This window comes from Veronia pacifica, assembly GCF_001707825.1.
GTDB lineage: Bacteria > Pseudomonadota > Gammaproteobacteria > Enterobacterales > Vibrionaceae > Veronia > Veronia pacifica.
This window is the reverse complement of the sequence record NZ_LYBM01000021.1, coordinates 59,135-84,338: the sequence shown is the minus strand read 5'-3', so window position 1 is coordinate 84,338 and position 25,204 is coordinate 59,135. Positions and strand designations below refer to the sequence as shown.

At 47.3% G+C, this 25,204-nt stretch carries 20 protein-coding genes and 1 pseudogene; 5 read left to right on the top strand and 16 right to left on the bottom strand.

The genetic code is table 11. The features are described 5' to 3' along the window. Positions 1-343 precede the first annotated feature (343 nt). Positions 344-904 (bottom strand): D-glycero-beta-D-manno-heptose 1,7-bisphosphate 7-phosphatase, encoded by a 561-nt coding sequence (gene gmhB, locus A8L45_RS12565; protein WP_068902777.1) that lies wholly within the window; start codon positions 902-904, stop codon positions 344-346. A 133-nt stretch (positions 905-1,037) separates the two neighbouring features. Between gmhB and tsaA the strand changes: the two genes are divergently transcribed. The 5 genes and pseudogenes from tsaA to A8L45_RS12540 all read left to right on the top strand — a co-directional run bounded on the left by tsaA (position 1,038) and on the right by A8L45_RS12540 (position 6,269). Continuing rightward, entirely contained in the window at positions 1,038-1,742 is a 705-nt protein-coding gene (tsaA, locus tag A8L45_RS12560) for a tRNA (N6-threonylcarbamoyladenosine(37)-N6)-methyltransferase TrmO (RefSeq protein ID WP_068902767.1), read from the top strand. 65 nt (positions 1,743-1,807) lie between these two features. Beyond that, positions 1,808-3,525, top strand: a pseudogene (locus A8L45_RS12555) (proline--tRNA ligase). Between the two features lie 277 nt (positions 3,526-3,802). Continuing rightward, the gene (locus A8L45_RS12550; protein WP_068902775.1) at positions 3,803-4,903 is read left to right on the top strand and encodes a patatin-like phospholipase family protein; all 1,101 of its coding nucleotides are present in this window, start codon (positions 3,803-3,805) and stop codon (positions 4,901-4,903) included. 95 nt (positions 4,904-4,998) lie between these two features. Then, complete coding sequence (locus A8L45_RS12545) at positions 4,999-5,859, top strand: GGDEF domain-containing protein (RefSeq protein ID WP_068902765.1); 861 nt, start codon at positions 4,999-5,001, stop codon at positions 5,857-5,859. A 221-nt stretch (positions 5,860-6,080) separates the two neighbouring features. Then, a complete protein-coding gene (locus tag A8L45_RS12540) occupies positions 6,081-6,269 on the top strand; it encodes a DUF4250 domain-containing protein (RefSeq protein ID WP_068902763.1) in 189 nt (62 codons plus the stop codon). Between the two features lie 102 nt (positions 6,270-6,371). Here A8L45_RS12540 and A8L45_RS12535 read toward each other — a convergent pair whose 3' ends face one another. The 15 genes from A8L45_RS12535 to ispC all read right to left on the bottom strand — a co-directional run bounded on the left by A8L45_RS12535 (position 6,372) and on the right by ispC (position 25,164). After that, complete coding sequence (locus tag A8L45_RS12535; protein WP_068902773.1) at positions 6,372-7,724, bottom strand: sodium-dependent transporter; 1,353 nt, start codon at positions 7,722-7,724, stop codon at positions 6,372-6,374. Between the two features lie 182 nt (positions 7,725-7,906). After that, positions 7,907-8,206: a c-type cytochrome gene (locus A8L45_RS12530; RefSeq protein ID WP_068902761.1), complete on the bottom strand. Its 300-nt coding sequence runs from the start codon at positions 8,204-8,206 to the stop codon at positions 7,907-7,909. 182 nt (positions 8,207-8,388) lie between these two features. Then, positions 8,389-9,261, bottom strand: a complete 873-nt coding sequence (locus A8L45_RS12525) for an alpha/beta fold hydrolase (RefSeq protein ID WP_083228326.1) — start codon at positions 9,259-9,261, stop codon at positions 8,389-8,391. A 266-nt stretch (positions 9,262-9,527) separates the two neighbouring features. After that, positions 9,528-10,859 carry a tRNA lysidine(34) synthetase TilS gene (gene tilS, locus A8L45_RS12520; RefSeq protein WP_068902757.1) on the bottom strand — a complete coding sequence of 444 codons (1,332 nt, stop codon included), beginning with the start codon at positions 10,857-10,859 and terminating at the stop codon, positions 9,528-9,530. A 78-nt stretch (positions 10,860-10,937) separates the two neighbouring features. Beyond that, complete coding sequence (gene accA / locus A8L45_RS12515) at positions 10,938-11,900, bottom strand: acetyl-CoA carboxylase carboxyl transferase subunit alpha (RefSeq protein WP_068902754.1); 963 nt, start codon at positions 11,898-11,900, stop codon at positions 10,938-10,940. A 56-nt stretch (positions 11,901-11,956) separates the two neighbouring features. Further along, positions 11,957-15,436, bottom strand: coding sequence for a DNA polymerase III subunit alpha (gene dnaE / locus A8L45_RS12510; protein WP_068902752.1), 3,480 nt, complete (start codon positions 15,434-15,436; stop codon positions 11,957-11,959). Between the two features lie 76 nt (positions 15,437-15,512). Further along, positions 15,513-16,112: a ribonuclease HII gene (gene rnhB, locus A8L45_RS12505; RefSeq protein ID WP_068902750.1), complete on the bottom strand. Its 600-nt coding sequence runs from the start codon at positions 16,110-16,112 to the stop codon at positions 15,513-15,515. A 4-nt stretch (positions 16,113-16,116) separates the two neighbouring features. Continuing rightward, positions 16,117-17,274, bottom strand: a complete 1,158-nt coding sequence (lpxB, locus tag A8L45_RS12500) for a lipid-A-disaccharide synthase (protein ID WP_068902748.1) — start codon at positions 17,272-17,274, stop codon at positions 16,117-16,119. After that, entirely contained in the window at positions 17,274-18,062 is a 789-nt protein-coding gene (gene lpxA / locus A8L45_RS12495; RefSeq protein ID WP_068902746.1) for an acyl-ACP--UDP-N-acetylglucosamine O-acyltransferase, read from the bottom strand. The genes lpxB and lpxA overlap by 1 nt, the downstream gene beginning before the upstream one ends. A 2-nt stretch (positions 18,063-18,064) precedes the next feature. Continuing rightward, positions 18,065-18,517, bottom strand: coding sequence for a 3-hydroxyacyl-ACP dehydratase FabZ (gene fabZ / locus A8L45_RS12490; RefSeq protein ID WP_068902771.1), 453 nt, complete (start codon positions 18,515-18,517; stop codon positions 18,065-18,067). 91 nt (positions 18,518-18,608) lie between these two features. After that, a complete protein-coding gene (gene lpxD, locus A8L45_RS12485; RefSeq protein ID WP_068902744.1) occupies positions 18,609-19,634 on the bottom strand; it encodes a UDP-3-O-(3-hydroxymyristoyl)glucosamine N-acyltransferase in 1,026 nt (341 codons plus the stop codon). Positions 19,635-19,642: 8 nt separating this feature from the next. Next, on the bottom strand, positions 19,643-20,155 hold the full coding sequence (locus A8L45_RS12480) for an OmpH/Skp family outer membrane protein (protein ID WP_068902742.1): 513 nt from the start codon (positions 20,153-20,155) through the stop codon (positions 19,643-19,645). 20 nt (positions 20,156-20,175) lie between these two features. Then, positions 20,176-22,554, bottom strand: coding sequence for an outer membrane protein assembly factor BamA (bamA, locus tag A8L45_RS12475; protein ID WP_068902740.1), 2,379 nt, complete (start codon positions 22,552-22,554; stop codon positions 20,176-20,178). A gap of 61 nt (positions 22,555-22,615) precedes the next feature. Beyond that, positions 22,616-23,971: a sigma E protease regulator RseP gene (gene rseP, locus A8L45_RS12470; protein WP_068902737.1), complete on the bottom strand. Its 1,356-nt coding sequence runs from the start codon at positions 23,969-23,971 to the stop codon at positions 22,616-22,618. After that, positions 23,971-25,164, bottom strand: a complete 1,194-nt coding sequence (gene ispC, locus A8L45_RS12465) for a 1-deoxy-D-xylulose-5-phosphate reductoisomerase (RefSeq protein WP_068902735.1) — start codon at positions 25,162-25,164, stop codon at positions 23,971-23,973. Before ispC ends, rseP begins: the two co-directional genes overlap by 1 nt. Positions 25,165-25,204 lie beyond the last annotated feature (40 nt).

Below are 25,204 nucleotides of genomic sequence, written 5' to 3'. Positions count from 1 at the left end.
GATAAATCTTATTTCTATCATTCACGAGTGCCCACACAGATTGCATAGGTCAAATTGTTAAAGAACATGATGAAGGTTTGCTTTCGCGGGCTTCATCAGAGGGGGTCAGATTTTACTGAACTCCTCTTTTGAGTCAAGCACTTTTGCTTGCTCAGTGTTAGGCAGGAAGTTCTCCGTGCCAACGAGGAGCGCATTATAGGGACAGTTTTTTTTATCGCAATAGTTTATTTGCGAAAAATTCATTTTTATTAGAAAAAAACGTTCAAGCGCTCAAAATGGAACCATATAAAACAAAAAACGACCAAATAAGGCCGTTTTTAAATATTCTAAATATCTTTTATTTTTATTTAACCTGTTGTTTTAGCCATGCAGGTACATCAGCAACACTGTCTAATACACAGTCAGCAAGTGATTCAGCTTGCTCTGTTACATTTTTACCAGTTCTAACCAAGATCTTTGTCCCGACTTCAGCAGCGCCAGCTGCTCTCATATCATCCGCTTTATCACCAATCATTACAGAATTGGCCATATCGATCTTCAAAAAGTCACGGGCTGACGTAAACATACCCGGTTTTGGTTTCCGGCATTCACAATCCTGACCGTATTTTTCACTGTCTGATTCTGGGTGATGAGGGCAGTAATAAATGCCATCAAAATCTACACCTTTATCGGCAAAGTTCCAGTCCATCCATTCTGTCAGCGTCAGGAAATCATCCTCTGAATAGTAACCACGAGCAATACCGGACTGGTTAGTCACCAGAACCAACAGATAGCCCATTTCCTTCATTGCCCTGCAGGCATCAAAAACACCTTCTATGTATTCAAAGTCATCGACATTGATCACGTAACCATGGTCAACATTAATCACGCCATCACGATCGATAAAAACAGCTGGTTTGGCCAAAATATTGCCCTCTATAAATCTAATGTCGCGATTATGACACGGCTTGTCCTGAGGTTCACCTCTTACCACAGTCACTCTCAGCCCGGATAAACTGTGATAAGGTGCAGGCATTAATCTTACAGATAGCAATACGATGACCTACGAGATCACACCTGTTGGCTATATTCTCTCTCCATATAAGGAGAAATTTGCCGTTCCCCGTCAGCCCGGGCTGGCACCCAGTGCTATTGCCTCTATTCAATTAACGGGAGATGCCAATAACGAGGACACGGTTCGAGGCCTTTCCCAGTTTAGTCATCTCTGGTTGTTGTTCTTATTTGATCAGAATTTAGAAAAAGGATGGACACCTACAGTCAGACCACCACGCCTTGGTGGTAATGATAGAGTGGGCGTCTTCGCCAGCCGGGCCACTTTCCGTCCAAACGGTATCGGTATGTCTGCCGTTCCTTTTTTGGGCATAAGAAAAGAGGGTAGCCAAGTATATATTGATGTATCGAGCTGCGACCTTGTTGACGGTACACCAATAGTCGACATTAAGCCTTATATTCCCTATTCCGATGCCTTACCCAATGCCGAAGGGGGCTATGCCTCTTCAGTACCGTCGACAATGCATGTTCAGTTTTCATCTGCCGCTTCCCAACAACTGGCATCATCTGACACGGGTAACTACCAGAGAAAAGTGATCACTGAGGTGCTGGCACAAGATCCGAGACCCGCTTATAAAAAATCTAAACAGGACGATAAGGAATATGGCGTTCACTTGTTTGACTGGAATGTAAGATTTAAAGTGTCAGGTCAGGATATTCAGGTAACAAGCCTAGAAGACTTTGGCGAATAGCATTGTCACTGTTAATATGGCTCATTCATTCCAACACTCCTTTTTTAAATAACGGATAAGCGTAAATGCGTACCAGTAAATACCTTCTTTCGACTCTGAAAGAGACGCCAAACGATGCAGAAGTGACCAGCCACAAGCTGATGCTGCGTGCCGGTATGATCCGCAAGCAAGCATCAGGTCTATATACCTGGCTGCCAACCGGTCTGCGCGTACTGCAAAAAATCGAAAACATTGTTCGTGAAGAAATCAATGAAGCCGGTGCTATTGAAACACTGATGCCTGTGGTTCAGCCGTTAGAACTATGGGAAGAAACTGGCCGTGCAGAAAAAATGGGGCCTGAGTTGCTGCGCTTCACTGACCGCCATGATCGTCCTTTTGCGTTGAGCCCAACAGCAGAGGAAATGATCACCAATCTGGTACGTAATGAAGTAAATTCCTACAAGCAGCTACCACTGAACCTGTATCAGATTCAAACGAAATTCCGTGACGAAGTTCGTCCACGCTTTGGTGTAATGCGCTCACGTGAATTTTGCATGATGGACGCGTACAGCTTTGACCTGAATAAAGAAGGTCTGGATGCATCTTACGATGCTATGCACAAAGCATACTGCAATATCTTTGATCGAATGGGTCTGGACTACCGTCCTGTGCTGGCAGATACCGGTGCGATCGGTGGTTCTGCATCTCATGAGTTTCAGGTTCTGGCAAACAGTGGTGAAGACGTGATTGCCTTCTCTTCAGAATCTGATTACGCGGCCAATGTGGAGATGGCTGAAGCGCTGGCCCCGGCAGAGTCGCGTCAGGCTCCGACTAAGGAATTATCGCTGGTTGATACGCCAAATGCGAAAACCATCGCTGATTTGGTCGAACAGTTTGATACCCCTATTGAGAAAACCATCAAGACTCTGTTTGTGAGAGCGGCTGAGGACGCTGACGGTGAGCTGATTGCACTTTTGATTCGCGGTGACCATGAACTGAACGAAGTCAAAGCTGAAAAGCTTCCTCAGGTTGCTGCGCCTCTGGAGTTCGCAACAGAGGAAGAAATTCGCGCTGCCGTTGGTGCTGGCCCGGGTTCACTCGGTCCGGTTAATCTGAATATCACTTTCATTGCAGACCGAAGCGTCGCCACCATGAGTGACTTCGGCGCGGGTGCCAACGTCGATGGAAAACACTACTTCGGCATTAACTGGGATCGTGATGTTCCGCTGGGCGAAGTTGCAGATCTTCGAAGTGTGGTTGAAGGTGACCCAAGTCCATGCGGTAAAGGTACCATCCAGTTGAAGCGTGGTATTGAAGTTGGCCACATTTTCCAACTGGGCACCAACTACTCAGAAAAAATGAATGCGGGAGTTCTTGGTCCTGACGGTAAAAATACCATTCTTGAAATGGGCTGTTACGGTATTGGTGTCTCCCGAGTTGTTGCCGCTGCTATTGAGCAAAGACACGATGAGAACGGCATCATCTGGCCAGACGCCATTGCCCCGTTCACTGTGGCTATTGTTCCAATGAATATGCACAAATCTGAGCGGGTTCAACAGGCCGCTGAAAAACTCTACGCCGATCTGAAAGCAGCGGGTATTGAAGTGCTGTTTGATGACCGTAAAGAGCGTCCGGGCGTGATGTTCTCTGATATGGAACTGGTAGGGATTCCTCACACCGTTGTCATTGGTGAGCGCAGTATGGACAAGGGTATTTTCGAATACAAACACGCCGCGACGGTGAGAAAATTGCCGTTGAGATGGAAAACATGGTCGATTATCTGAAAGAACAACTTGCCGGATAACGAAAAGATATACTGCTAGGCCCTCCCGATGGAGGGCTTTTTTGTCACTTTTCTTTCTACACTCGGTCTAATGGATAGTTAACATGTTTCTAAGAGACATTTCCCTTTAAATAAAAAATCGTGGGAGTTCTCACTCATCGATCACCAGAAGTCATATTTGGTTCATACTAATAGGTAGGAAACCTAACCTAAGGTTCTCATTTAAAAGCGTAAACTAATGGGAGAATAGCCTCGCGTGCCGACTCAGCCTAAGCAACCAAAAAAACGGATTGCCCTGATGTTGAGTGGTGGTGGTGCCCGTGCAGCGTATCAAGTGGGTGTCATTCAGGCGATCTCAGAGTGGTTTCCCCGAGCGGAAGCCAGTCCTTTTAGTATCTATTGCGGTGCGTCAGCGGGTGCTCTCAATGTTACTGCTCTCGCCTGCCATGCTTCCTGTTTTACTTTGGGAGCCAAAAAGCTGACCCGTTTGTGGCGTAACCTGAAAACGCAGGATGTTTTCAGCAGCTCTGTCGGCGGAATGCTGGCTCATATAGGCCGACAAACCTTCTCCCGTATGCAGGCTGATTATCATGTTGCCCCCTCCTTCGCACTGCTAAACAACCGTCCCCTTCGTCATTTACTTTACAGGGTCATTCACTACCACAGATTAGAGCAACAAATTTTGTCAGGGCACTTACATGGTATCGCAGTGACAGCTGCCAATTACCAGTCAGGTAAATCAGTGACCTTTTTTCAAGGTTGCAGTTCTATCAAGCCCTGGCAGCGAGCCAGATCACAGGGTGTCCATTGTCAATTAAATACCGAACATCTGCTCGCATCATCAGCGATTCCCATCGTGTTTCCTGCTTCAAGAATCGGCCATAGTTTTTATGGCGATGGCTCTATCCACCTTATCTCACCGTTACGCCCTGCTTTAAAACTCGGTGCAGACAAAGTGCTTTGCATCGATCTAGGGGTCAATATTAGCGCAGAAACACCCGGTCTATCGGCAGCACCGGGACTCGCAGCACTGGGCGGTCATCTCATGGATGCCATTTTTGCGGATACACTCTCTGCAGATATTGAACATTTGGAGAGAATGAACAGTATCACCGCTGCCATGCCACCTGAAACCGCCAAAAAATTAGAATTACGACAGGTGGACGCTTTGTATATGTCCCCCTCGAAAAGCTTCGATCCCTTGGTAAAGTCAAGTTACACAAAGATGCCGATTGCCACACGTGGGCTTATGAGGATACTGGGGTTAAGTCCCCAGAATGATGCGACACTCACCAGCTATTTACTATTTGAACAACAATATATTAGTGAGTTGATTGACATGGGGTATCAGGATGCTCAGAATCGTCGGTCTGAATTGATGAGTTTTCTTTTTGACTGACGAAAAACGGAGCTGTGATAGGGAATTTAGATTTCTGCGTCCTGAGCCTGCCCAACCTTTACCCCTCGCTTTTTTCGGCTCTCGGGTAAAGATTAATGCGATCGACCCAGAGTATAAAAGAAGCTAAAGCATCCTCACTACGCACACGTCGGGTACCTTTTAGTGCCGATCAGAGGCTGTTAGTATTGCAGAAACTGCAAGGTCGCACTGATCTCGCAGCACTACTCAGTGCCTTCGTCTCAGAGCTACACAAACATATCGATATTAACGAACTCACCTGGTCTCATGAAGGTACCACGCATACCGTTTCAATACGGCAGCGAGCAGGCACTAATCAGACATTTTCTATTCGCTTTGGCGATACCAGCCTTGGAACACTCAGATACCAAACGGCCTACCCTCTTGATCAGGAGGAGATTAGCGTCATCCATACCTTCCATCGGATGCTGGCAGGTCCGTTGAATACCATTGCGGAGATCACGCGTTTACAACGAATGGCCTACTATGATTCGCTGACAGGGCTAAAAAATCGTTTTAGTTTCAACATACAATTAGAAAAGTCGATTGCCAGTAATTACATAACAGAAGACGGACTCATCTTGGTTGTTTTCGACATGGACAACTTTAAGGGAGTCAATGACAGGTACGGTCATCTTGAAGGAGATAAAGTACTTAAACGCTATGCCAGACAACTTGAACTGGCAGTGAACGGAGTGGCTGATTGTTTCCGTCTGGGTGGCGATGAATTTGCGACTCTCATTAACGGCCGGGATCCAAAACCCGCGTCGGTTATTTACCATCGACTGAAAACCTTAATCGCAAATGACAGAATGCTGGGCGAGCATCATATTAACTGCTCTGCAGGATATGCTATTTATCAAAAGGGAGATACACCGCTATCGCTCTTTGAACGTGCCGACCAGAGCATGTATCGGAGTAAGAAAACCAAACGCTAATCACTCCCCAACATTCTTCCTCTCGATATTCTCCCGGAATCTACACGAGTTATTCTCAATATTTATAAACATGACAAACACCGAAAACGAGTTCGAAAACAGAAGACGTAACGGCGCAAAGAATTTTAAAAAATATCCAGCTACTGCGTTTATAAGAAGGGGTATACTTGCCGTTTCCAAGACGGTCATATCGCACGGCCAACAGTTATAGGAGGATAATTATGGATTTAAAGAACTTTGCCAGTATGGATCCCATCATGCTAATGAGTATTGTCAATATGAAGTTACGCGACGATTTCAGCTCATTGGAAGATCTGGCCAGCTATTTTGAGATAGACATGATTGCCCTTTGCACCAAACTGGCGGAAGCAGGGTTTGAATACCAGAAAGAGCAGCGCCAGTTTCGCTGAGTCAAAAGGCATTAGCCTTCTCTGGTAAATAGCCGCGAGTCTGCTTCATGGCTGTAACAACTCGCGGCCAGTGTACTTATATCATCTCGAGCTAAGAGCTAGTTAGGCGAAAACCGATACCCAGAGCACAGCAGCAACCAGTAACGGGCAAATATATCTGACATAGAAAGGCCATACTTTCCAGAATAGACCTGACTCAAAACCGTCAATTCCGTCCCCGATATGCTCCAGTTTTTTTGCTCGCTGCCACACCCAGCCACCGAATAGACAAAACATAAAGGCTGCGAAAGGCTGGATATACTGAGTAGCAACCTTGGCTACCAGCCCAAACAGCGCATCAAAATTGAAGATGATAATGATACTGGCTATCCCTATAACGACTGTCAGTAACCAGCTCGCTGCCTGACGGTTCACTCCAGACTTCTCACTGATCAGTGACACTGGGCATTCCAACATAGAGATAGAAGAGGTCAGTGCTGCTATAGTCATCAATCCAAAGAAGAACAACGCGGCAAAAGGTCCCATCGCACCGAGATTATCAAACAAGGTAGGTAAAACATCGAATACCAACGTTGAAGCACTCTTTAACTCACCTTGCGCACCGTAGATCTGCACCCCTTTCGCCATTGCTGCATACATGGCAGGGAGGATCACCAGTCCAGCTAATACCGCGACCAAGGTATCCACCAGAGCGACATTTAAAGCTATTTTCGGCAGGTTTTCATCTTTTCGCAGATATGAGCCATAAATGAGCATCGAGCAACCACCTATGGTAAGAGAGAAGAATCCCTGCCCCATGGCGGCAAGCAATAGGTCTTTGTTCATGACTTTACTCACGTCGGGGATCAGAAACTGTTTTAGTCCATCTACCGCCCCCTGAAGCGTCATGACATAGACAAACATCACGACAAACATCACCAGTAACGCGGGCATGAGACGTCTTGACCACTTTTCAATCCCTGCTTTCACACCCGCTTGCACAATCACTGCAGTCAGCAGGTAGAAGATCACCGCACCCAACATATTGCGTTGAGGCGTAAAAGCAGTAAGCCATTGAGCTGCTTCTTCTAACCCGGCAATCTGGCAACCCGCCGCAAGAAAGAAGCAAATGATCCAGCCACCCACGATGGCGTAAAATGACAACACAAGACAGGGAACCATCAGGCCAAGGACACCGACACCCGCACCAAGTTGTTTAAGCAACGGCTTTTCGGTCAAAACCTTCATGCTATCGATAGGATTGGCCCGACCATGTCGGCCGATTGCCAGCTCAACCACCAGCATGGGATAAGCGACCACCAAAATCATCACAAGATACACAATAAGAAATGCACCGCCGCCATTACTGGCAGCTTGGGTTGGAAAGCCCCAGATATTGCCCAAACCGACCGCGGCGCCTGCCGCAGCCAAAATAAATCCCATTTTTGAGCTGAACTGCTCACGCCCTGTTGCCATGTACATTACCTCTTCATATGTATCAGCAAGCTAGTACGATAGTGTAAGCGCTAGAAAGATACAATAGGCCGGAGATTGAACGCCTATTTTTCAACCAGATCAACTGTACAAATTACAGAAAAGAAAAAGCCAGCATAGAAAGCTGGCCAGAGAGTAAGATACTCTGTGATATTTTACGTTTTTCACTTCGTAAATGCTGGATGAGCAGCCATATCCGCTAACTCAGCATTTGATAACCTTATCGATTTAACCTGCATAGTCACCGCCGTCTCACTACTTACTTTATTTGTATTTTTAGCGTTTATTACGGTAGCAAAAAGTGGCTTGTGTTGTTTGTCTCGATCTGGGCTTTTAATTGCGGCTTTTGCAATAACACTCGCACCATGACAGCCTGCGCAAGCTTGACCAGCAGAGTTACCTGCTGCTATTGCGGATACCGGAAGCGAAAGACCCAGACAAATAGCAGGTACTGTAATTTTCACCTTATACTCCTCTCGTGGTTTGCATTTTTTATCGATATATTTTTTATTCAATGCAAAAGCCGGGCTCAGCAATGGATTAGCGAGGCAGGTTGTTTAGCCTATAGACGATTATTTTCGGCCTCTGCCAAGATTCCTGATTGAGTAAAAAAGAACTGCATCATTTGAATTCGTGCCACTTTTGTTCAAAGGGCAAATTTAAGAACATTATCCGGTTTTTCAGTAGTAAGAAACGTTTCGATCAGCGGTAAAACTTCGTCAAAGTGACTATGTAAAAACCAGTGATCACCGGGGATAGCCTTCGACACTCCACCTGATTTTTCGATATTTTCAATCCATTCATTAGTGAAAAACGCGATGGGGCTTTCGCTACCGTACATAAAGCATACCGGGCAGTCAGGCACACCACTTGCCAACGCGTATTTTTTATTGAACAAAGAGAGAGTGTTATCCCGTAAATAAAAGTAATAGAGATAACTCATGTCCCATGTCACTCTTTTGATATTTCCACGAATACCACAGCCAAATGCAGTAAGACGGGCAAGCCAGTTACCTGCAATGGGAAGCACTTTACCGATCCACCATGAGAAAACGAGCGGGGTCTGATAAGACGTAATCAACACTATGTTCTTAATAGACTTTTCAAAAGTAGGGCCAATATCAAGCGCAACTATTTTTCTTACGCCTCGATACTTCCTTTCGTAACAATATCCAATTACTGCACCCCAGTCATGTATGACCAAATCGAACTCGCTTTCAGTCAATCCGATTGAATCTAATGTGTTGTGCAACATGTCTGCCAGTTGAATAACACTGTGTCCACGTCGAGTGTCTAACGATGAGCCGAAATTAGGTAACCGAACCACAACGCAGTACCAGCGGTGCGACATAGCGTCAATATATTTGTCCCAGAGACCATCATCATCAGGCCAGCCGTGAATAAACACGACAGACCGATTTTTGTCTGAACCGAACGTTTTAATACTGATCGCGCCGTCATCATCCTGATAAGTGGGCATTTTCTGGCTACTATTTATCACAGCCATTTCCTCTTTCATCTAATCGCTAAGGGAGGCTCAACGGCGTGACTGACAGACAGATTGATACAAAGATTTACTACCCATGCATAAAGAGCGCTTAATATTGCCGTCAGATGAAACTCCACCTACTGCCTACCCGCAGTGTTTCTACATAACAATTACATTACTGTAATCGTTAAACCACGCTAGCAAAGATGAATACACATCAAAAGGCATACTGGTCTGATGAGTTATTTATTCTCATATCGTTGACAAAAAATACAGATTAAAAACACTTTTTAAGTTCATTCATCATCATATCTTTGGGCATTCTTCAACAACGACACCTCCAGATCGTTGCCCTGAAAACCATGACAGACAAAAAGCTCTGATACCGCGGCCAGTCTCTCGCCATAAAAAAGAAGTGGTGTGCGTCGTCGGTTCCAGCTTGGGACACCATATTCCTGAAACAGTTTTTTCAGTTTCCTTTTCCCTTGCCTGCCAACCGGATGGGCGTATAAACCTTCAGGGTTAAAACTAACTGACACACGTTCATTAGTCGTAGGCGCTCGAATTGGCATACCACTGCCCGAAAAGGGGGATAAACAGAGTTTACCGACGCTATCTGGTAACTCGAGACAACTACCCGGCACTACGAAGCCTTCCCATTGAGATATATCTTGTAAACGCCCCAGGAGATAAAGCTTGTTATCGTATCGACGAACCTGCCACCCAGATACCGTCACTTCCGGGTTGGCATCCCTCGCGGCATTAATCACGTTTTCCCTGATTTGGCCGAGCTGCGCTTGTGATACGGAGAGAGATGCAGACTGTTTTAGCCAACGTCTGAGCAAAGCGTTTTTCATTTGTCCCGATTTACCACTCAAAACGGACAGTGAAAAAGCACCGTCATGAGCATGTATTTGATCATCGAACTGTGACAACAATTCATCAAGCAGGCTTTCCTGTTCAGCACACAACCTTGCAGTTCGCTCTACCGCTTTATCAAATCCCGGCCATCGCTCACGAGCAACAGGCAACCATTGATGGCGAAGGAAGTTTCGGTCAAAACGCTGATCCAAATTACTTTCATCTTCGACCCAGTAAAGCCCCTGCTCCTGTCCCCATATCTCAATATCGTTGCGGCTGACACTCAGGAGTGGCCTGAGCAATGAACCGTGGTGAAAACAGCGCCTTTCCGGCATAGATGATAGGCCTGCAGGCCCACTGCCGCGCTTTAGGGCTAACATAAAGGTTTCAACCTGATCATCACGGTGCTGGCCTGTCAATACCACAGCGCCTGGCTCCATAAGGCTGGCAATCGCTTTGTATCTCGCCTCCCTCGCCTCTCGCTCCAGACTGTTACCTTGAAGTTGTAGCTGCACTTTTTTACACACAAAGGAAAAGCCAGCATCGTTAGCCCAACCCTCACAGGCTTTTTGCCAGTCATCTGCATACTGACTCAATCCGTGATGAACATGAACAACCAGATAGTGATGCTGAGGATGAAGATCCCGGTAGGTGGCGAGCAGGTCAAGAAGGACACGGGAGTCAAGACCACCACTGAATGCCAGAATCACCTGCTTGGGTTCGGGTAGATAAGTATCAAGGACGTTTTGGAAACGGGAAAACAACATAGTAGTTACTGATCATGCTGAGACATTGTGCCAATGATAGCAAACAGAAATGAAAAAGGGCCCTGAGGCCCTTTCTAATCAACAGTATCCATAATTCAGTAAGCGATTGTAACGTCTGTCCAACAAGCTTTCTGTGTCCATAGTGTCCAAATCGGCAAGCTGACTGATCAGTCTTTGCTTAATATTTTCAGCTGTATGAGAAACATCTCTGTGGGCACCGCCCATCGGCTCTTCAATCACTGAATCGATCAATCCCTGTTCTTTCAATCGTGGCGCAGTCATACCCATGGCCTCAGCAGCTTGCTGAGCTTTATCGGAATCACGCCACAGGATAGATGCACAACCTTCCGGCGAAATCGTAGAGTAAGTGGAGTACTGCAGCATGTTGACATAGTCACCTACACCAATCGCCAGTGCACCGCCAGAGCCGCCCTCACCAACAACATTGACAATCACCGGCACTTTCAGGCCAGCCATTTCTTTCAGGTTACGGGCAATAGCCTCACTCTGTCCGCGCTCTTCAGCTCCGCGCCCCGGGAATGCACCAGCTGTATCGATGAAAGTGATCACTGGCATGTTAAAGCGCTCTGCCGTCTTCATCAGACGTAATGCCTTGCGATAACCTTCTGGTTTTGGCATACCGAAGTTACGTTTAACCTTATCTTTGGTTTCACGACCTTTCTGATGACCAATGATCATCACCGGGCGACCATCCAAACGAGCAAGTCCTCCTACCATGGCCTTGTCATCGGCATAGGCGCGGTCACCCGCCAGCTCCTCAAATTCTGTAAAAATCAGCTCGGCATAATCCAGCGTATAAGGACGCTGTGGGTGCCTTGCCAATTGCGCTATTTGCCATGCACCCAGATCGTTGAAGATTTTCTTGGTCAGTTCTTCGCTTTTTTGCTCGAGCTGCTCTATTTGTTCATCGAGGTTCACAGCCTCTGGGCTTTCACCACGTTTTGAAACATTACGTAAAGCTTCAATTTTTGCTTCCAGCTCTGCTATCGGCTGTTCAAATTCAAGGAAGTTGAGACTCATAGATTAAGAATCCTGTCAAAATAATAAATCGCCCTCCCCCCGGGATGGCAATATGATCAGTCAAATTCCAACTCGACCTGTTTTTCGCCGAGCAGTTCTTTTAATTCGTCAATTAGCTTATCGGTTGGTGTCACGCGCCACTCTGTACCGAGAACCAGCTTCGCTCTGGCGTCTGCGCGCTGATAATAGAGATTCACTGGCACCGTGCCCGCTCTAAACGGTTCAAGGATGTCACTGAATCTCTCGAAAAATTGGTTATCAATTTGCCTATCTGTCACCGAGATAGCAAGGCCTCGTAGGTATTTTTCCCTAGCCTGAGAGATATCCATTACTTCACGGGCAGACATTTTAAGCCCACCGTTGAAGTCATCAAAGCTGACCTGTCCGGAAACCACCAAAATTCGATCTGTCTCAATCAAATCGAGGTATCTGTCAAGTGCGTCGGAGAACAGCATAACCTCCATACGCCCTGACCTGTCATCAAGTGTCAGAATGCCAATCCGAGAGCCTCGTTTGGTCGTCATTACCCGCGCGGCAATAACTAAACCGGCAACAGTCGACACCACATCGCGTTTCGTCGCATGAGCATCCTCCAGCTTCCACGTTGTGTAGTGTTTCAACTCACGGATATAACTGTTTATCGGGTGACCTGTCAGGTAAAGCCCCAACGTTTCTCGTTCACCGTCAAGCCGCACTTTTTCCGGCCATGGGTTAACCTGAGCGTACTTGTGCTCAACTTCCTCATGGGTTTCCGTCAATACACCAAACATGTCTGCCTGACCAAATGCCTCAGCCTGATGATGTTGGCTCGCCGCTTTGATGGCGCCATCCAGAGAAGCGCTCATTGCCGCACGATGCGGTCCCAAACGGTCCATTGCACCTGACATGATCAGCTTTTCAATAACCCGCTTATTCACTTTTTTGGTGTCTATACGGGCACAGAAATCGAATAGGTCTTTGAAATAGCCGCCACTCTCTCGGGCTGCGATGATATTTTCAATTGGGGCTTCACCGACCCCTTTAATCGCGCCGATACCGTAAACAATTTCGCCACGTTCATTGACGTTAAACCGATAAAGCCCTGAATTAACATCTGGTGGCAGCATGGTCAGGCGCATACGACGGCACTCTTCCACCAGACCAACAATTTTGTCGGTGTTATCCATATCCGCCGTCATTACCGCCGCCATAAACTCGGCAGGGAAATGGGTTTTCAGCCAAAGTGTCTGATAAGAAACCAGTGCATAGGCAGCCGAGTGAGATTTGTTAAAGCCATAACCCGCGAACTTCTCCACCAGGTCAAAGATCTTCATCGCCAGCTCGCCATCAACGCCGTTGTCGATCGCGCCGCTCTCGAAGGTCGCCCGCTGCTTCGCCATTTCCTCTGGTTTTTTCTTACCCATTGCACGACGGAGCAAGTCAGCACCACCGAGCGAGTAACCGGCAAGTACCTGAGCAATTTGCATTACCTGTTCTTGATACAGGATGATGCCATACGTCGGATCGAGGATTTCTTTCAGCGACTCATGTTGCCACTTTTCATCCGGGTACGATACGGCTTCACGGCCGTGCTTACGGTCGATGAAGTTATCTACCATGCCTGATTGCAGCGGGCCCGGACGGAAAAGAGCAACCAGTGCGATCATGTCTTCAAAACAGTCCGGCTGGAGTCGCTTGATGAGGTCTTTCATGCCTCTTGATTCGAGCTGGAAGACTGCCGTGGTTTCGGAATTTTGAAGCAGTTTAAAACACGCCGGATCGGCCATTGGAATAGCTTCTATTCGGACGGGATCTCTGCCTTCTTTCGCCAGACGCGGGTTAATCATCCCAAGCGCCCAGTCGATGATGGTCAGTGTGCGGAGGCCCAAGAAGTCGAATTTAACCAGACCTGCGGTTTCAACATCCGTCATGTTAAATTGGGTAACTGGGAACAGGCCCTCGCTGTCGCAGTAAAGCGGAGCGAAATCAGTGATGGTCGTGGGTGAGATAACGACTCCCCCGGCATGTTTACCCGCATTACGGGTTACACCTTCGAGGATACGGGCCATGTCGATAAGGGCTTTCACCTCTTCATCACCCTCATACACTTCAGTGAGCTGTGGCTCCGCTTTGAACGCTTTCTCTAGCGTCATACCCGGGTCTGGCGGAACGAGCTTTGAAATACGATCGACAAACCCATACGGGTGACCCAATACACGGCCAACATCGCGAATAACCGCTTTGGCCGCCATGGTACCGAAGGTAATGATCTGGGATACCGCATCACGACCATACATTTCCGCAACGTGATCAATCACCTGATCGCGCTTATCCATACAGAAATCGACGTCGAAGTCGGGCATGGAGACACGTTCAGGATTGAGGAAACGCTCGAACAGTAAATCAAACTCCAGCGGATCGAGGTCGGTGATCGACAGTGCATAGGCGACCAGGGAGCCAGCACCGGATCCACGACCCGGCCCAACAGGAATGTCATTGGCCTTAGACCACTGGATAAACTCCATCACAATCAGGAAGTAACCCGGGAAGCCCATCTGGTTGATCACGCCAAGCTCAACTTTTAGGCGTTCATCGTACTCAGGACGGCGCTTGAGACGCTCTTCGGGGTCTGGAAACAGAAATTCGAGGCGTTGTTCCAACCCTTCCAGCGACTTTTTGACAAGGAAGTCACCAATTTCCATACCCTCTGTCGGAAAGTTCGGCAGGAAGTATTCACCAAGACGAACACTGACATTACACCGCTTGGCTATCTCAACCGAGTTTGCCAATGCCTCTGGGATGTCCTCGAAGAGCGCGCACATTTCATCTTCTGTGCGCAAATATTGCTGTTCGCTGTATTTCTTCGGGCGGCGAGGATCTTCGAGCGTATAACCGTCATGAATAGCGACCCGTATTTCATGAGCCTCGAATTGATCAGCATTGAGAAAGCAGACATCATTGGTCGCAACCACTGGTAGGTCATTTTTCTCTGCAAATTCTAACGCAAAGTGAAGATAGGCTTCTTCATCAGGTCGGCCTGTTCTGACCAACTCCAAATAATAGGCATCAGGGAAATGGGTCTGATAGAAGTCGGCACAGGCTTTTGCCAGATTCAAGTTACCTTTTAATAAGGCTTTTCCGACATCACCACTTCGACCACCTGAGAGCAGGATAAGACCCTCACTCAACTCTTCCAGCCACTCTCTGTCTATCACAGGCTGATGCTGGACATGCCCTCTCAGATAAGCCTTAGAAATCAACAACGTCAGATTTTTGTAACCCGCATTATTGGCCGCTAACACGGTGATCTTGCAAAGCTCATCACCAAAGGCTTCGGTCTGCATGTGGAAATCAGCACCGATGATCGGTTTAACGCCTGTACTCTGGGCCGTGTTATAAAACTTCACCAGACCACAAAGGTTGGTGAAGTCGGTCAGCGCCATGGCTGGCATATCCATCTCGGCCACTTTTTTCACCAAAGGTGGCACTTTCGACAATCCATCAATCATCGAAAAGTCACTGTGTACTCGGAGGTGTATAAATCGTGGGTCAGCCATAGATCTCTTGTATTTCTGGTTAATTTTCAGACTGGAAGGGAGCGATACCGCTCCCTGAAATTGTATTACTTAAGCATTATGCAATGCCAAGCGCCTTCTTTACAGGCTTAAAACTTTTTCTGTGCTGTTCGATAGCACCAAATTCTGACAGGGCTTCAAAATGGGCTTTGGTAGGATAGCCTTTGTGCTTGGCAAACCCGTATTGCGGATACTCGGCGTCCAGTTTTTCCATTTCCCTGTCCCGGGTGACTTTTGCAAGAATAGACGCAGCACTGATCTCTGCCACCCGAAGATCGCCTTTAACTACCGCCTGTGATGGCACTGACAACTCGGGAACACGGTTACCGTCAACCAAAACAAAACCCGGTGTCATATCAAGCCCATTCACCGCACGTTGCATAGCAACCATCGTCGCCTGAAGGATATTGAGTTGATCAATCTCTTCAGGTTCTGCGCGGCCTAGCGACCAACACAACGCTTTCTCTTTGATCTCAACAAATAGCTTTTCACGCTTTTTGTCCGTCAGTTTCTTTGAGTCCGTCAGGCCTTCAATAGGATTTTCAGGATCGAGGATCACAGCTGCAGTAATCACTGCCCCCACCAATGGCCCTCGACCAACTTCGTCAACACCTGCAATAAGAGAGGCATCTGGGTATTCAAACGGTTCAAAGTCCATAAGATTATTTACCTATCAAAGAGAGAACAGCTCTGGCTGCAGACGCATCGGCATCGCAACGAATCAACTGATGAAGCCGGGTAAATTCAGACATCAAAGGCTGAGTGTCACCTTCCAGGCTTTCTGCCACCTGTTCAGTGAGCTTGCTTGGCTCGCAATCTTCCTGCAACATTTCCGGCACCAACTCCTTGTCTGCCAGAATATTTGGCAAGGACACATAGTCAGTTTTCAGCATTTTTCTCACCAGCCAAGCAGTAAAAGCATTGACTTTGTAAGCGACCACCATAGGTCTTTTCACCAGCATACATTCCAGTGCCACTGTGCCTGAAGCCAACAATACGGTATCCGCTGCAGCAATCACGTTTCTTGCAGTATCATCCACCAAGGTAAACGTCAGATCGGGGGCGAGCTCTTGCCAAATAGTTTCGAACTGTTGACGTCTTGCATCATTGACCAGCGCGACGACAAAGCCAAGTTCTGGATAACGGGCATGAAGCTTTTTGCAGGTCTCGATAAAGACAGGTGCCATTCTTTTCATCTCGCCACCACGACTGCCTGGCAGCACAGCGAGGTACTTTCCTTCAGCATTTAGGCCAAGGAGCTGTCTTGCCTCTTGCTTGTCACTGACGAGTGGAATGGTGTCGGCCATGGTATGACCAATGAACTCACAAGCGACATTAAACTTGTCATAGAAGGCTTTTTCGAAAGGCAGAAAGGCCAGAACCAGATCCGTGGCTGCATCAATTTTAAAGATACGTTTCTGACGCCACGCCCAGACACTGGGACTCACATAGTGAACAGTTTTTATCCCTTTATCCTTGAGATCTTTTTCCAGCCGCAGGTTGAAGTCGGGTGCATCAATGCCAATGAATACATCTGGTGGATCAGCCGTAAAATGTTCGACAAGCTGGTGTTTGACGGCAAACAGACGACGCAATCGACCGAGCACTTCGACAATGCCCATCACTGCTAACTCCTCCATATCAAAGAGCGTATGACAGCCTTCCGCTTGCATTTTAGGGCCCGCAATACCGACAAATTCTGCATCGGGATGCGTTTCCCGTATCGCTTTTATAAAGCCAGCACCTAAAATATCGCCGGAGACTTCCCCGGCGACAATTCCTATTCTGAGTGGCCTATTGCCCGATTCAGCGACCGTCATCAGCGAATGATGCCTCGTGTTGAGCGTGCGAAGAAATCAACAAAGTGACTGATTGCAGTTTCATCCTGTGCCATCTCAGCAATGCGTTTCTTGGCTTCTTCCAGCGTCATGCCTGAGCGGTAGATTTCTTTGTAAGCAGCTCGAATCGCACGAATGCTCGGCTTTTCAAAGCCGCGGCGCTGCAAGCCAACGACATTAATGCCATACGGCTGGCAGTGGTTGCCTTGCGCCGTCACAAACGGCGGAACATCTTGAACGACAATAGAACCGCCGCCAACCATACAGTGCTCACCCACCACGCAAAACTGATGTATCGCTGACATGCCACCAATGATTGCGAAATCACCGACAGTAACATGTCCGGCGAGTGTTGCATTATTGGCAAAGACACACTTATTGCCAATCACACAGTCATGGGCAATGTGGACATTAACCATAAACAGGTTGTCACTACCGACAATCGTCTGGCCTTTATCCTGAGTCGTACCGCGGTGCATGGTAACGCTTTCACGGATAATATTTCGGTCACCAATTTCTAGCGTTGTCGGCTCGTCAGCATATTTGAGGTCCTGACAGGCCTCACCAACTGTGGCAAATTGATAGATAACATTATCTTTGCCTATTTTTGTCGGGCCTTTGACTACCACATGGGTTTTGATTTCGGTGCCATCACCAATTTCAACATCTTTACCGATAAAAGAAAACGCACCAACTTTTACGTTGGCACCAAGAGTGACACCTTCCTCAACAATCGCTGTTGGGTGTACTTGTGCGGTTTCATGAATCACAATTAAAACTCTCTTCTTGCGCACTTAAGCTCAGCATCACAGACAACTTTGCCATCAACTTTCGCCAGACAAGTAAATGCTGCAATACCACGGCGCTCTTTCACGAACACCACTTCAATATCCAGTCGATCACCCGGAGTGACAGGAGCGCGGAACTTAGCGCTATCAACACTGGCGAAGTAGTAAAGTTCATTCTCTGCTGGAGTACCAAAGGTTTTAAATGCTAGAAGACCTGTCGCTTGTGCCATGGCTTCAAGGATCAGCACGCCCGGAAAGACAGGCAACTGGGGAAAGTGGCCAGTAAACTGTGGTTCGTTGACTGTCACATTTTTGAACGCGTGCAAGTACTTACCTTCTTCATAATCCGTCACTCTGTCAATTAGCAGAAACGGATATCTGTGTGGTAGTAACTCTTTAATTTCATTGATATGAAGAACTTTGTTTTCGCCGCTCAAGGTCTTGATCCCATTAAAATATGTTAATTCTTTTTCTGGATGAATAACGAAAAAGGCCCGCACGTGGGCGGGCCACTTTACAAATTACTGGCTACTTGTCTGAGTCGCGCTGTTTTTCAACTGACCTCAGTCGCTTATGCATCTCATCAATCTTCATCACCCGAGCAGCCATTTTACGCCACTCGCGGTTTGACTGAGCAGGGATACCTGACGAATATACTCCCGGCTCGGAAATAGGTTTCATGACCATAGACATACCTGTAACGGTAACGCCATCAGTAACTTCCATATGGCCCTGGAATACACTTGCGCCGCCAATGTAGCAATGTTTCCCAACTTTCAGGCTTCCCGCCATTACTGTCGCCCCAGCAATCGCGGTATTTTCGCCGATTGAGACATTATGTGCAATCTGGCATTGATTATCGATAATCACTCCGTCGGCGATAACAGTATCGTCTATTGCGCCACGGTCAATGGTTGTGCAGGCTCCAATTTCAACACGATCGCCGATAATAACGCTGCCAACTTGCGGAATTTTAATCCATTTTCCTTTGTTGTTGGCATAGCCAAACCCGTCGGATCCGATCACTGCGCCAGACTGAATCAGGCACTGTTCACCAAGCTGTACACTATGGTAAATAGTTACATTTGCCCACAGACGAGAGCCAGCGCCAATTTTTGCATTTTTACCTACAAAACAGCCAGCGCCAATCTCCACGTTATCGCCAAGCACCACACCCGACTCAACCACTGCGTTATGGCCAACACTAACACCTCCACCAAGTTGAACATCAGGTGCAATGTAGGCAGAAGGCGCAATGTCCACCGCGCAGCGAGGCGTTGAATCTAAAATTTGAGCTGTCAGTGCATAGGCCAGATAAGGGTCGCTAACGACTAAAGCATTTGAGCGACAATGCGCAAGGTCGGCTTCCTTGACCATAACAGCGCTCGCCTGACAGTGTTCCAAGTGCTCTCGATATTTGCTGTTTGACAAAAAGGTGATGTCGCCATCACCTGCTTTGTCCATACCTGCGATTGCAGAGATTGTCACTGAGCCATCTCCATGAAGCTCTGCATTCAGTTTTTCCGCTAAATCAGCGAGTGTAATAGAAGCCATTATTTACCTTACTTACGTACTGCTCTGATCACTTTTTCCGACAGGTTGTCAGCCGGACTAGCAAACAGGATCGCTTTTGCGTCCACCACCACATCATAACCTTCACGCTTGGCAACTTTATCGATGGCAGCTTTTACTTTTTTGATGAGTTTATTTTCTTCTTCCAGACCACGCTTTCGCTGATCTTCCTGAATCGCTTTAACCTTCAGCTTGTAATCGGCATCCATTGATTGCAGATCGCGTTGTAGCTTGACTCTATCCTTCTCAGACATCAGCTCGCCATCACGTTTAAGCTTCTGAACACCTTTCTCAAGTTTTGTCTTTAGCCTGGTCAGTTCAGCCACACGTCCTTTAAATTCCGATTGCAGCTTTTCAGAAACTTTATTTTTCTGCGCAATCTGATCCAGCACCTGTTCGACCATGACATAACCCACTTTCTGGGCGGCATAGGCTGTTTGGGTAAAAACCATTCCCAACAAAAGAAGCGAACTGAGACCAGCCGCTTTAAATATTTTTTTCAAGTTAAACTCCCGGGCAATAATTAGAATGAACGTCCAAGGGTGAAGTTGAAGAACTCTTCTTCATCTTCATCAAATTTTCTGATCGGTTTAGAGATCGAGAATACCAAGGGCACAAATGTCTGCCATGTCAATGATACGCCATAAGATGCGCGATAATTGGCAGGGTCGCTGTAGTCAAGCAGATTTGGGTTGCCAGAGAATTTTTTCGCGGCCTCAAAATCAAACTCAGTATCCCACACTGATGCAGCATCAACGAAAACACTGGTCCGTACCTGACGTCTAGCGTTATCGGACAGGAATGGCATCGGGAAGATTAACTCTGCACTGGCCGCAGCAAGAGCGTTACCACCAATAGACTCAGCTACCTCATTCGAGCCTTTTTGGTAAACAGCGCGAGGGCCTGCAGTGTTGCTGCGGAAACCACGCAATGTAGAGAAGCCGCCTGCAGTGTAATTTTCATAAAACGGCAGCAGATAGTCTTGGCCGTTTTTCTCGCCATAACCGTTACCGTAATTAAGTCGGCCGCGAGTAAGCAATGTGAAACCATGATCCTCACTTAGAGGAAGGTAGTTACGTACATTGTACTGAAGCTTATAAAACTGAACATCAGAGCCAGGTACAGTCATCCGGAAAGATGCCCGCTGATAGCTACCCTCTGTTGGGAAGAAACCTCGGTTTAATGCGTTTCTTGACCAGGACACAGACCAGTCAAAGTCATCAACGTCCAATCCTTTAGCTTTTGTGTAATTCTCATCCTGAACTTTCAAAAACTCATTCAACTGAAAATATTTGCTTAAATTGCCAATCGTGCTGTGCTGATAACCCAGTGAGAAATCGAAGTAGTTGATTTCATCAAAAGGAAAACCCCAGGATACTTCAGTACCGTAACTGGTATTGGTGTATTCAGCGATATTGGCTTTTTTGGATGTAAACTCGTTGTAGAAAACATTCCCCCCCAGCGAGACACCGTCTAGAGTCCAATAGGGGTCACGGTAGTCAAGGTTTACTGATTTCTCGGCGTCAGTAAACATTGTTCTGATACCGACCTGATTACCTGTACCGGCAAAGTTATTTTGCGTCACACCCAGTTGGAAGCTGACTCCCTGAGAAGTCCCATAACCAATGCCACCGCTGAAGCTACCTACACTGGCCTCTTTCACCGAGTATAAGACGTCAACTTGATCTTCTGTACCGGGAACACGCACTGTCTGTGCGTTAACAGTCTCAAAGAAGCCCAAACGATTCAGCCGCTGTTTGCCTTCCTCAACTGATTTGGCGTTGAGCCAGCTGCTTTCCATCTGGCGCATCTCACGACGTAACACCTCGTCTTTAGTGATCTGGTTACCTGAGAAACGGATATTGCGAACATAAACGCGTTTACCGGGGTCAACCTTGACAGACAGCGACACAGTTTTTGATTTGTCATCGAACTCAGGGATAGTTGTAACCTGAGGATAAGCAAATCCGGACTCACCCAGCTGGCGTTTGATTGCTTCTTCGAGTGCAGTGATTTTCGAACCGTTAAAGACGTCACCAGACTGAATGTCTAATAACTCATGGAATTTTTCGGTGTCTTTTTTACCGATAAAACGAACGCGTTTCACCTTATACACATCACCCTCATCAATGTTGAGAGTGATATAAACACCTTTTCTGTCGGGTGAAATGGAAACCTGCGTCGACTTTACTTGAAATTTGGGGTAGCCACGGCTGAGATAGAAGGTACGGAGGTTCTCCAGATCGCCTGCCAATGCTTGCTTTTGGTATTTTTCATTAGCAATGAAGTTCCACCATGGCACGTCAGATCTGAGTTTAAATGTCGACTTCAGTTCGTCATCGCTGAATTTTTCGTTACCAATGAAATTAATTTGTTGGATCTTTGCCGACACCCCTTCAGTGAAAACAAATTTCACATCTGCGCGGTTTCGGGGCAATGGCGTGATCACCGTGCTTACACGGGCATTGTATTTACCCACGCTGTAGTAGAAATCTTCAAGGCCCTGCTCAATAACAGACAACCGTGATCGGTCTAAACCTTCACCGACGGATAATCCTGAAGACGTAAGGTTACCCTTTAATTGTTCGTCTTTTATCGCTTTGTTACCAGAAAACGAGATACTGGCAATGGTGGGACGCTCGATAACTTTGATAAGAAGGTCATTGCCATCTCTGAATACCCTCACATCCTCGAAGTTACCGCTGGCAAACAAAGACTTAATCACACCAGAAATCTGGTTATCGTCAATTTTATCGCCAACACGCACCGGTATGGCCAGCAAGGCAGCACCCACGCTGACACGCTGTAGCCCTTCAAACCGAATATCACTGATCTCAAAATCCGCAGCAACCACGCTGCTTGAGAACAGAAGAGACGCCAGTAAAAGTTTTTTCATCGCCATCGCTGTTCTGACTATTCCTTGCTAAATGCTATCCAGACATCTTCGTCTGGGCAGTAAAAAATTAAAGTCGGGCAAAATCATTGAATAATGCAACTGCCATCAACATTACCAGTAATGCTGAACCAACCCGATATCCCATTTCCTGTACCTTTTCAGATACCGGACGCCGAGTTACTGCTTCGATTCCGAAAAACAGTAGGTGACCACCATCCAACACAGGCAAAGGAAGCAGATTAATGATCCCTAAGTTCACGCTGATGAAAGCAAGGAAACCAAGGAAATAGACCAGACCAATCTGGGCTGTCATTCCTGCCCCTTTCGCAATCGAAATAGGGCCACTGAGGTTTTTAACTGCGACATCGCCTGTCAGCAATTTCTTCACCATTTCTGTTGTCAGTGCCACTATCTGCCACGTTTTTGTTAATGCTGCTGGAACAGCTTCAAGTGGGCCATATTGCATCAGGAAACGATATGATTCAGGCCAAGGTTCCAACTTTGGTGACACCCCTGCAAAACCTATCTCTTCGCCATCGTGCTCACGAACACCGGGCACCAGTGAAAGGCTGACATCACGACCATCACGCTCGACACCCAGAGTAACTGTTTTATTCGGACTCTGACGAATCACATCAACAACCTGCTGCCATTGTGTGACGGCTGAGCCATTGACCGAGACCAATCTGTCTCCTGCCTGCAAGCCTGACACCTCTGCAGGCGACCCTCCAGATATCTGAGCGACTTCTGTTAACACAGCTGGTCTAAAAGGTATGACACCTAAGGTCCTGAGTGGTGACTCCTTTTCGGGATCGAACGACCAATTATCCAGATTCAGTGTCTTGGTCACCTCAATCCCCTGACTGTCAGCAGGTTTCGCCGTCAATGTCAGAGATGAGTCACCTATATGACCAATTAACTGAAGATTAACTGAATCCCAGTCTGCGGTTTTGATACCTGAAACGCGCGTAAGTTCCATTCCGGGTGTGATTCCGGCATTAGCAGCGATAGATTCTGAAGTTACCTCACCAACAATGGGCTTGATGGCGGGGGTTCCTATCATCATAACCAGCCAATAGAGGAAAAAGGCAAAGATGAAGTTGGCGGCAGGTCCAGCGGCAACAATGGCACTTCGTTGCCACAATGGTTTATTGTTGAATGCCTGGCTTTTCATGTGCTCAGGTACATCTTCAACCCGCTCATCCAGCATCTTGACGTATCCGCCAAGAGGAATCATAGCAATGGTGTATTCCGTGCCGTCTTTACCCATTTTTCGCCAGAGTGCTTTGCCAAATCCCAGCGAAAAACGTTCAACGTGAACACCGCAGCGTCTGGCGACCCAGAAATGTCCATACTCGTGGACGGCAATCAGTAACCCCAGCGCCACAAGAAATGCGGCAAGATTCCATAAAATTCCTATCATCAGGATATCCTTTTCACCCATTGAGATGCAGTCAGACGAGCAGCCTTATCCAGTGCCATTAGGCACTCGAAACCTTCAGGCTGCCACAGATCGGCACCTTGCAGCACAGCGTCATTTACCTGTGCTATCTGTGTAAATCCAATTTCACGATTAAGGAACGCAGCCACCGCAACTTCATTGGCTGCATTCAATGTTGTCGTCGCAGCCTGACCGCTATAACACGCATCAATGGCCAGTTTCAGGCACGGATAACGCGAAAAGTCAGGTTGCATAAACGTAAACTCCCCTACCTTACTAAAGTCGAGCGGCGCGACGCCTGCATCGACTCGGTCGGGATATGCCATCGCAGCGGCGATTGGCGTGCACATGTCTGGTTGTCCCATCTGTGCCAACACGGACCCATCCTGATACTGCACCATAGAATGGATAACAGACTGGGGATGGATGATAACCTCAAGTTGTTCACGTGAGGCATTAAACAACCAGCGAGCCTCAATATACTCCAGCCCTTTGTTCATCATGGTGGCTGAGTCGACAGAAATTTTTGGACCCATTGACCAGTTTGGATGAGCAATAGCTTGCTCTGGAGTGACTTGTCTCAGGCTTTCAATATCAGCATATCTAAAAGGTCCCCCGGAGCCAGTAAGTAGGATCTTACTGATACCCGCTTTCGTTAAATCACAGTTACCGGGGTTTAACTGAACCTCAGTGGGCAAGCATTGAAAGATCGCATTGTGCTCACTGTCGACAGGCAACAGCTCGGCGCCATACTTGTGGACAGCATCAATAAATAGCTGTCCAGACATCACGAGTGCTTCTTTATTGGCAAGCAGCACCCGCTTGCCCGCCTTAACCGCTGCCATGGTAGGTTCTAAACCAGCCGCTCCCACAACCGCCGCCATCACCATATCAACGTCTGGCAGCGCCGCCAGAGTAGATAGCCCCTCAACACCACTGAGTACCTCGGTATGAATGCCGTTCTCTTTCAGCAGCCGTTGCAGGCGTTGCGCTGCTTCGACATCAGCCATAGCCGCATATGCAGGCTTCCACTTAGCACAGAGAGCCAGCATTTTTTCAACATTGGCATTCGCTGCCAATGCAGTGACCTCAAAGGCTTCCTGATTGTTCTCGATCACAGACAAAGTACTGGTTCCAATCGAACCTGTTGCACCGAGAATCGTTATTTTTTGCATTGGATATTCTGCCTCAGCTTCTTATCCGACTGCTGGCTCA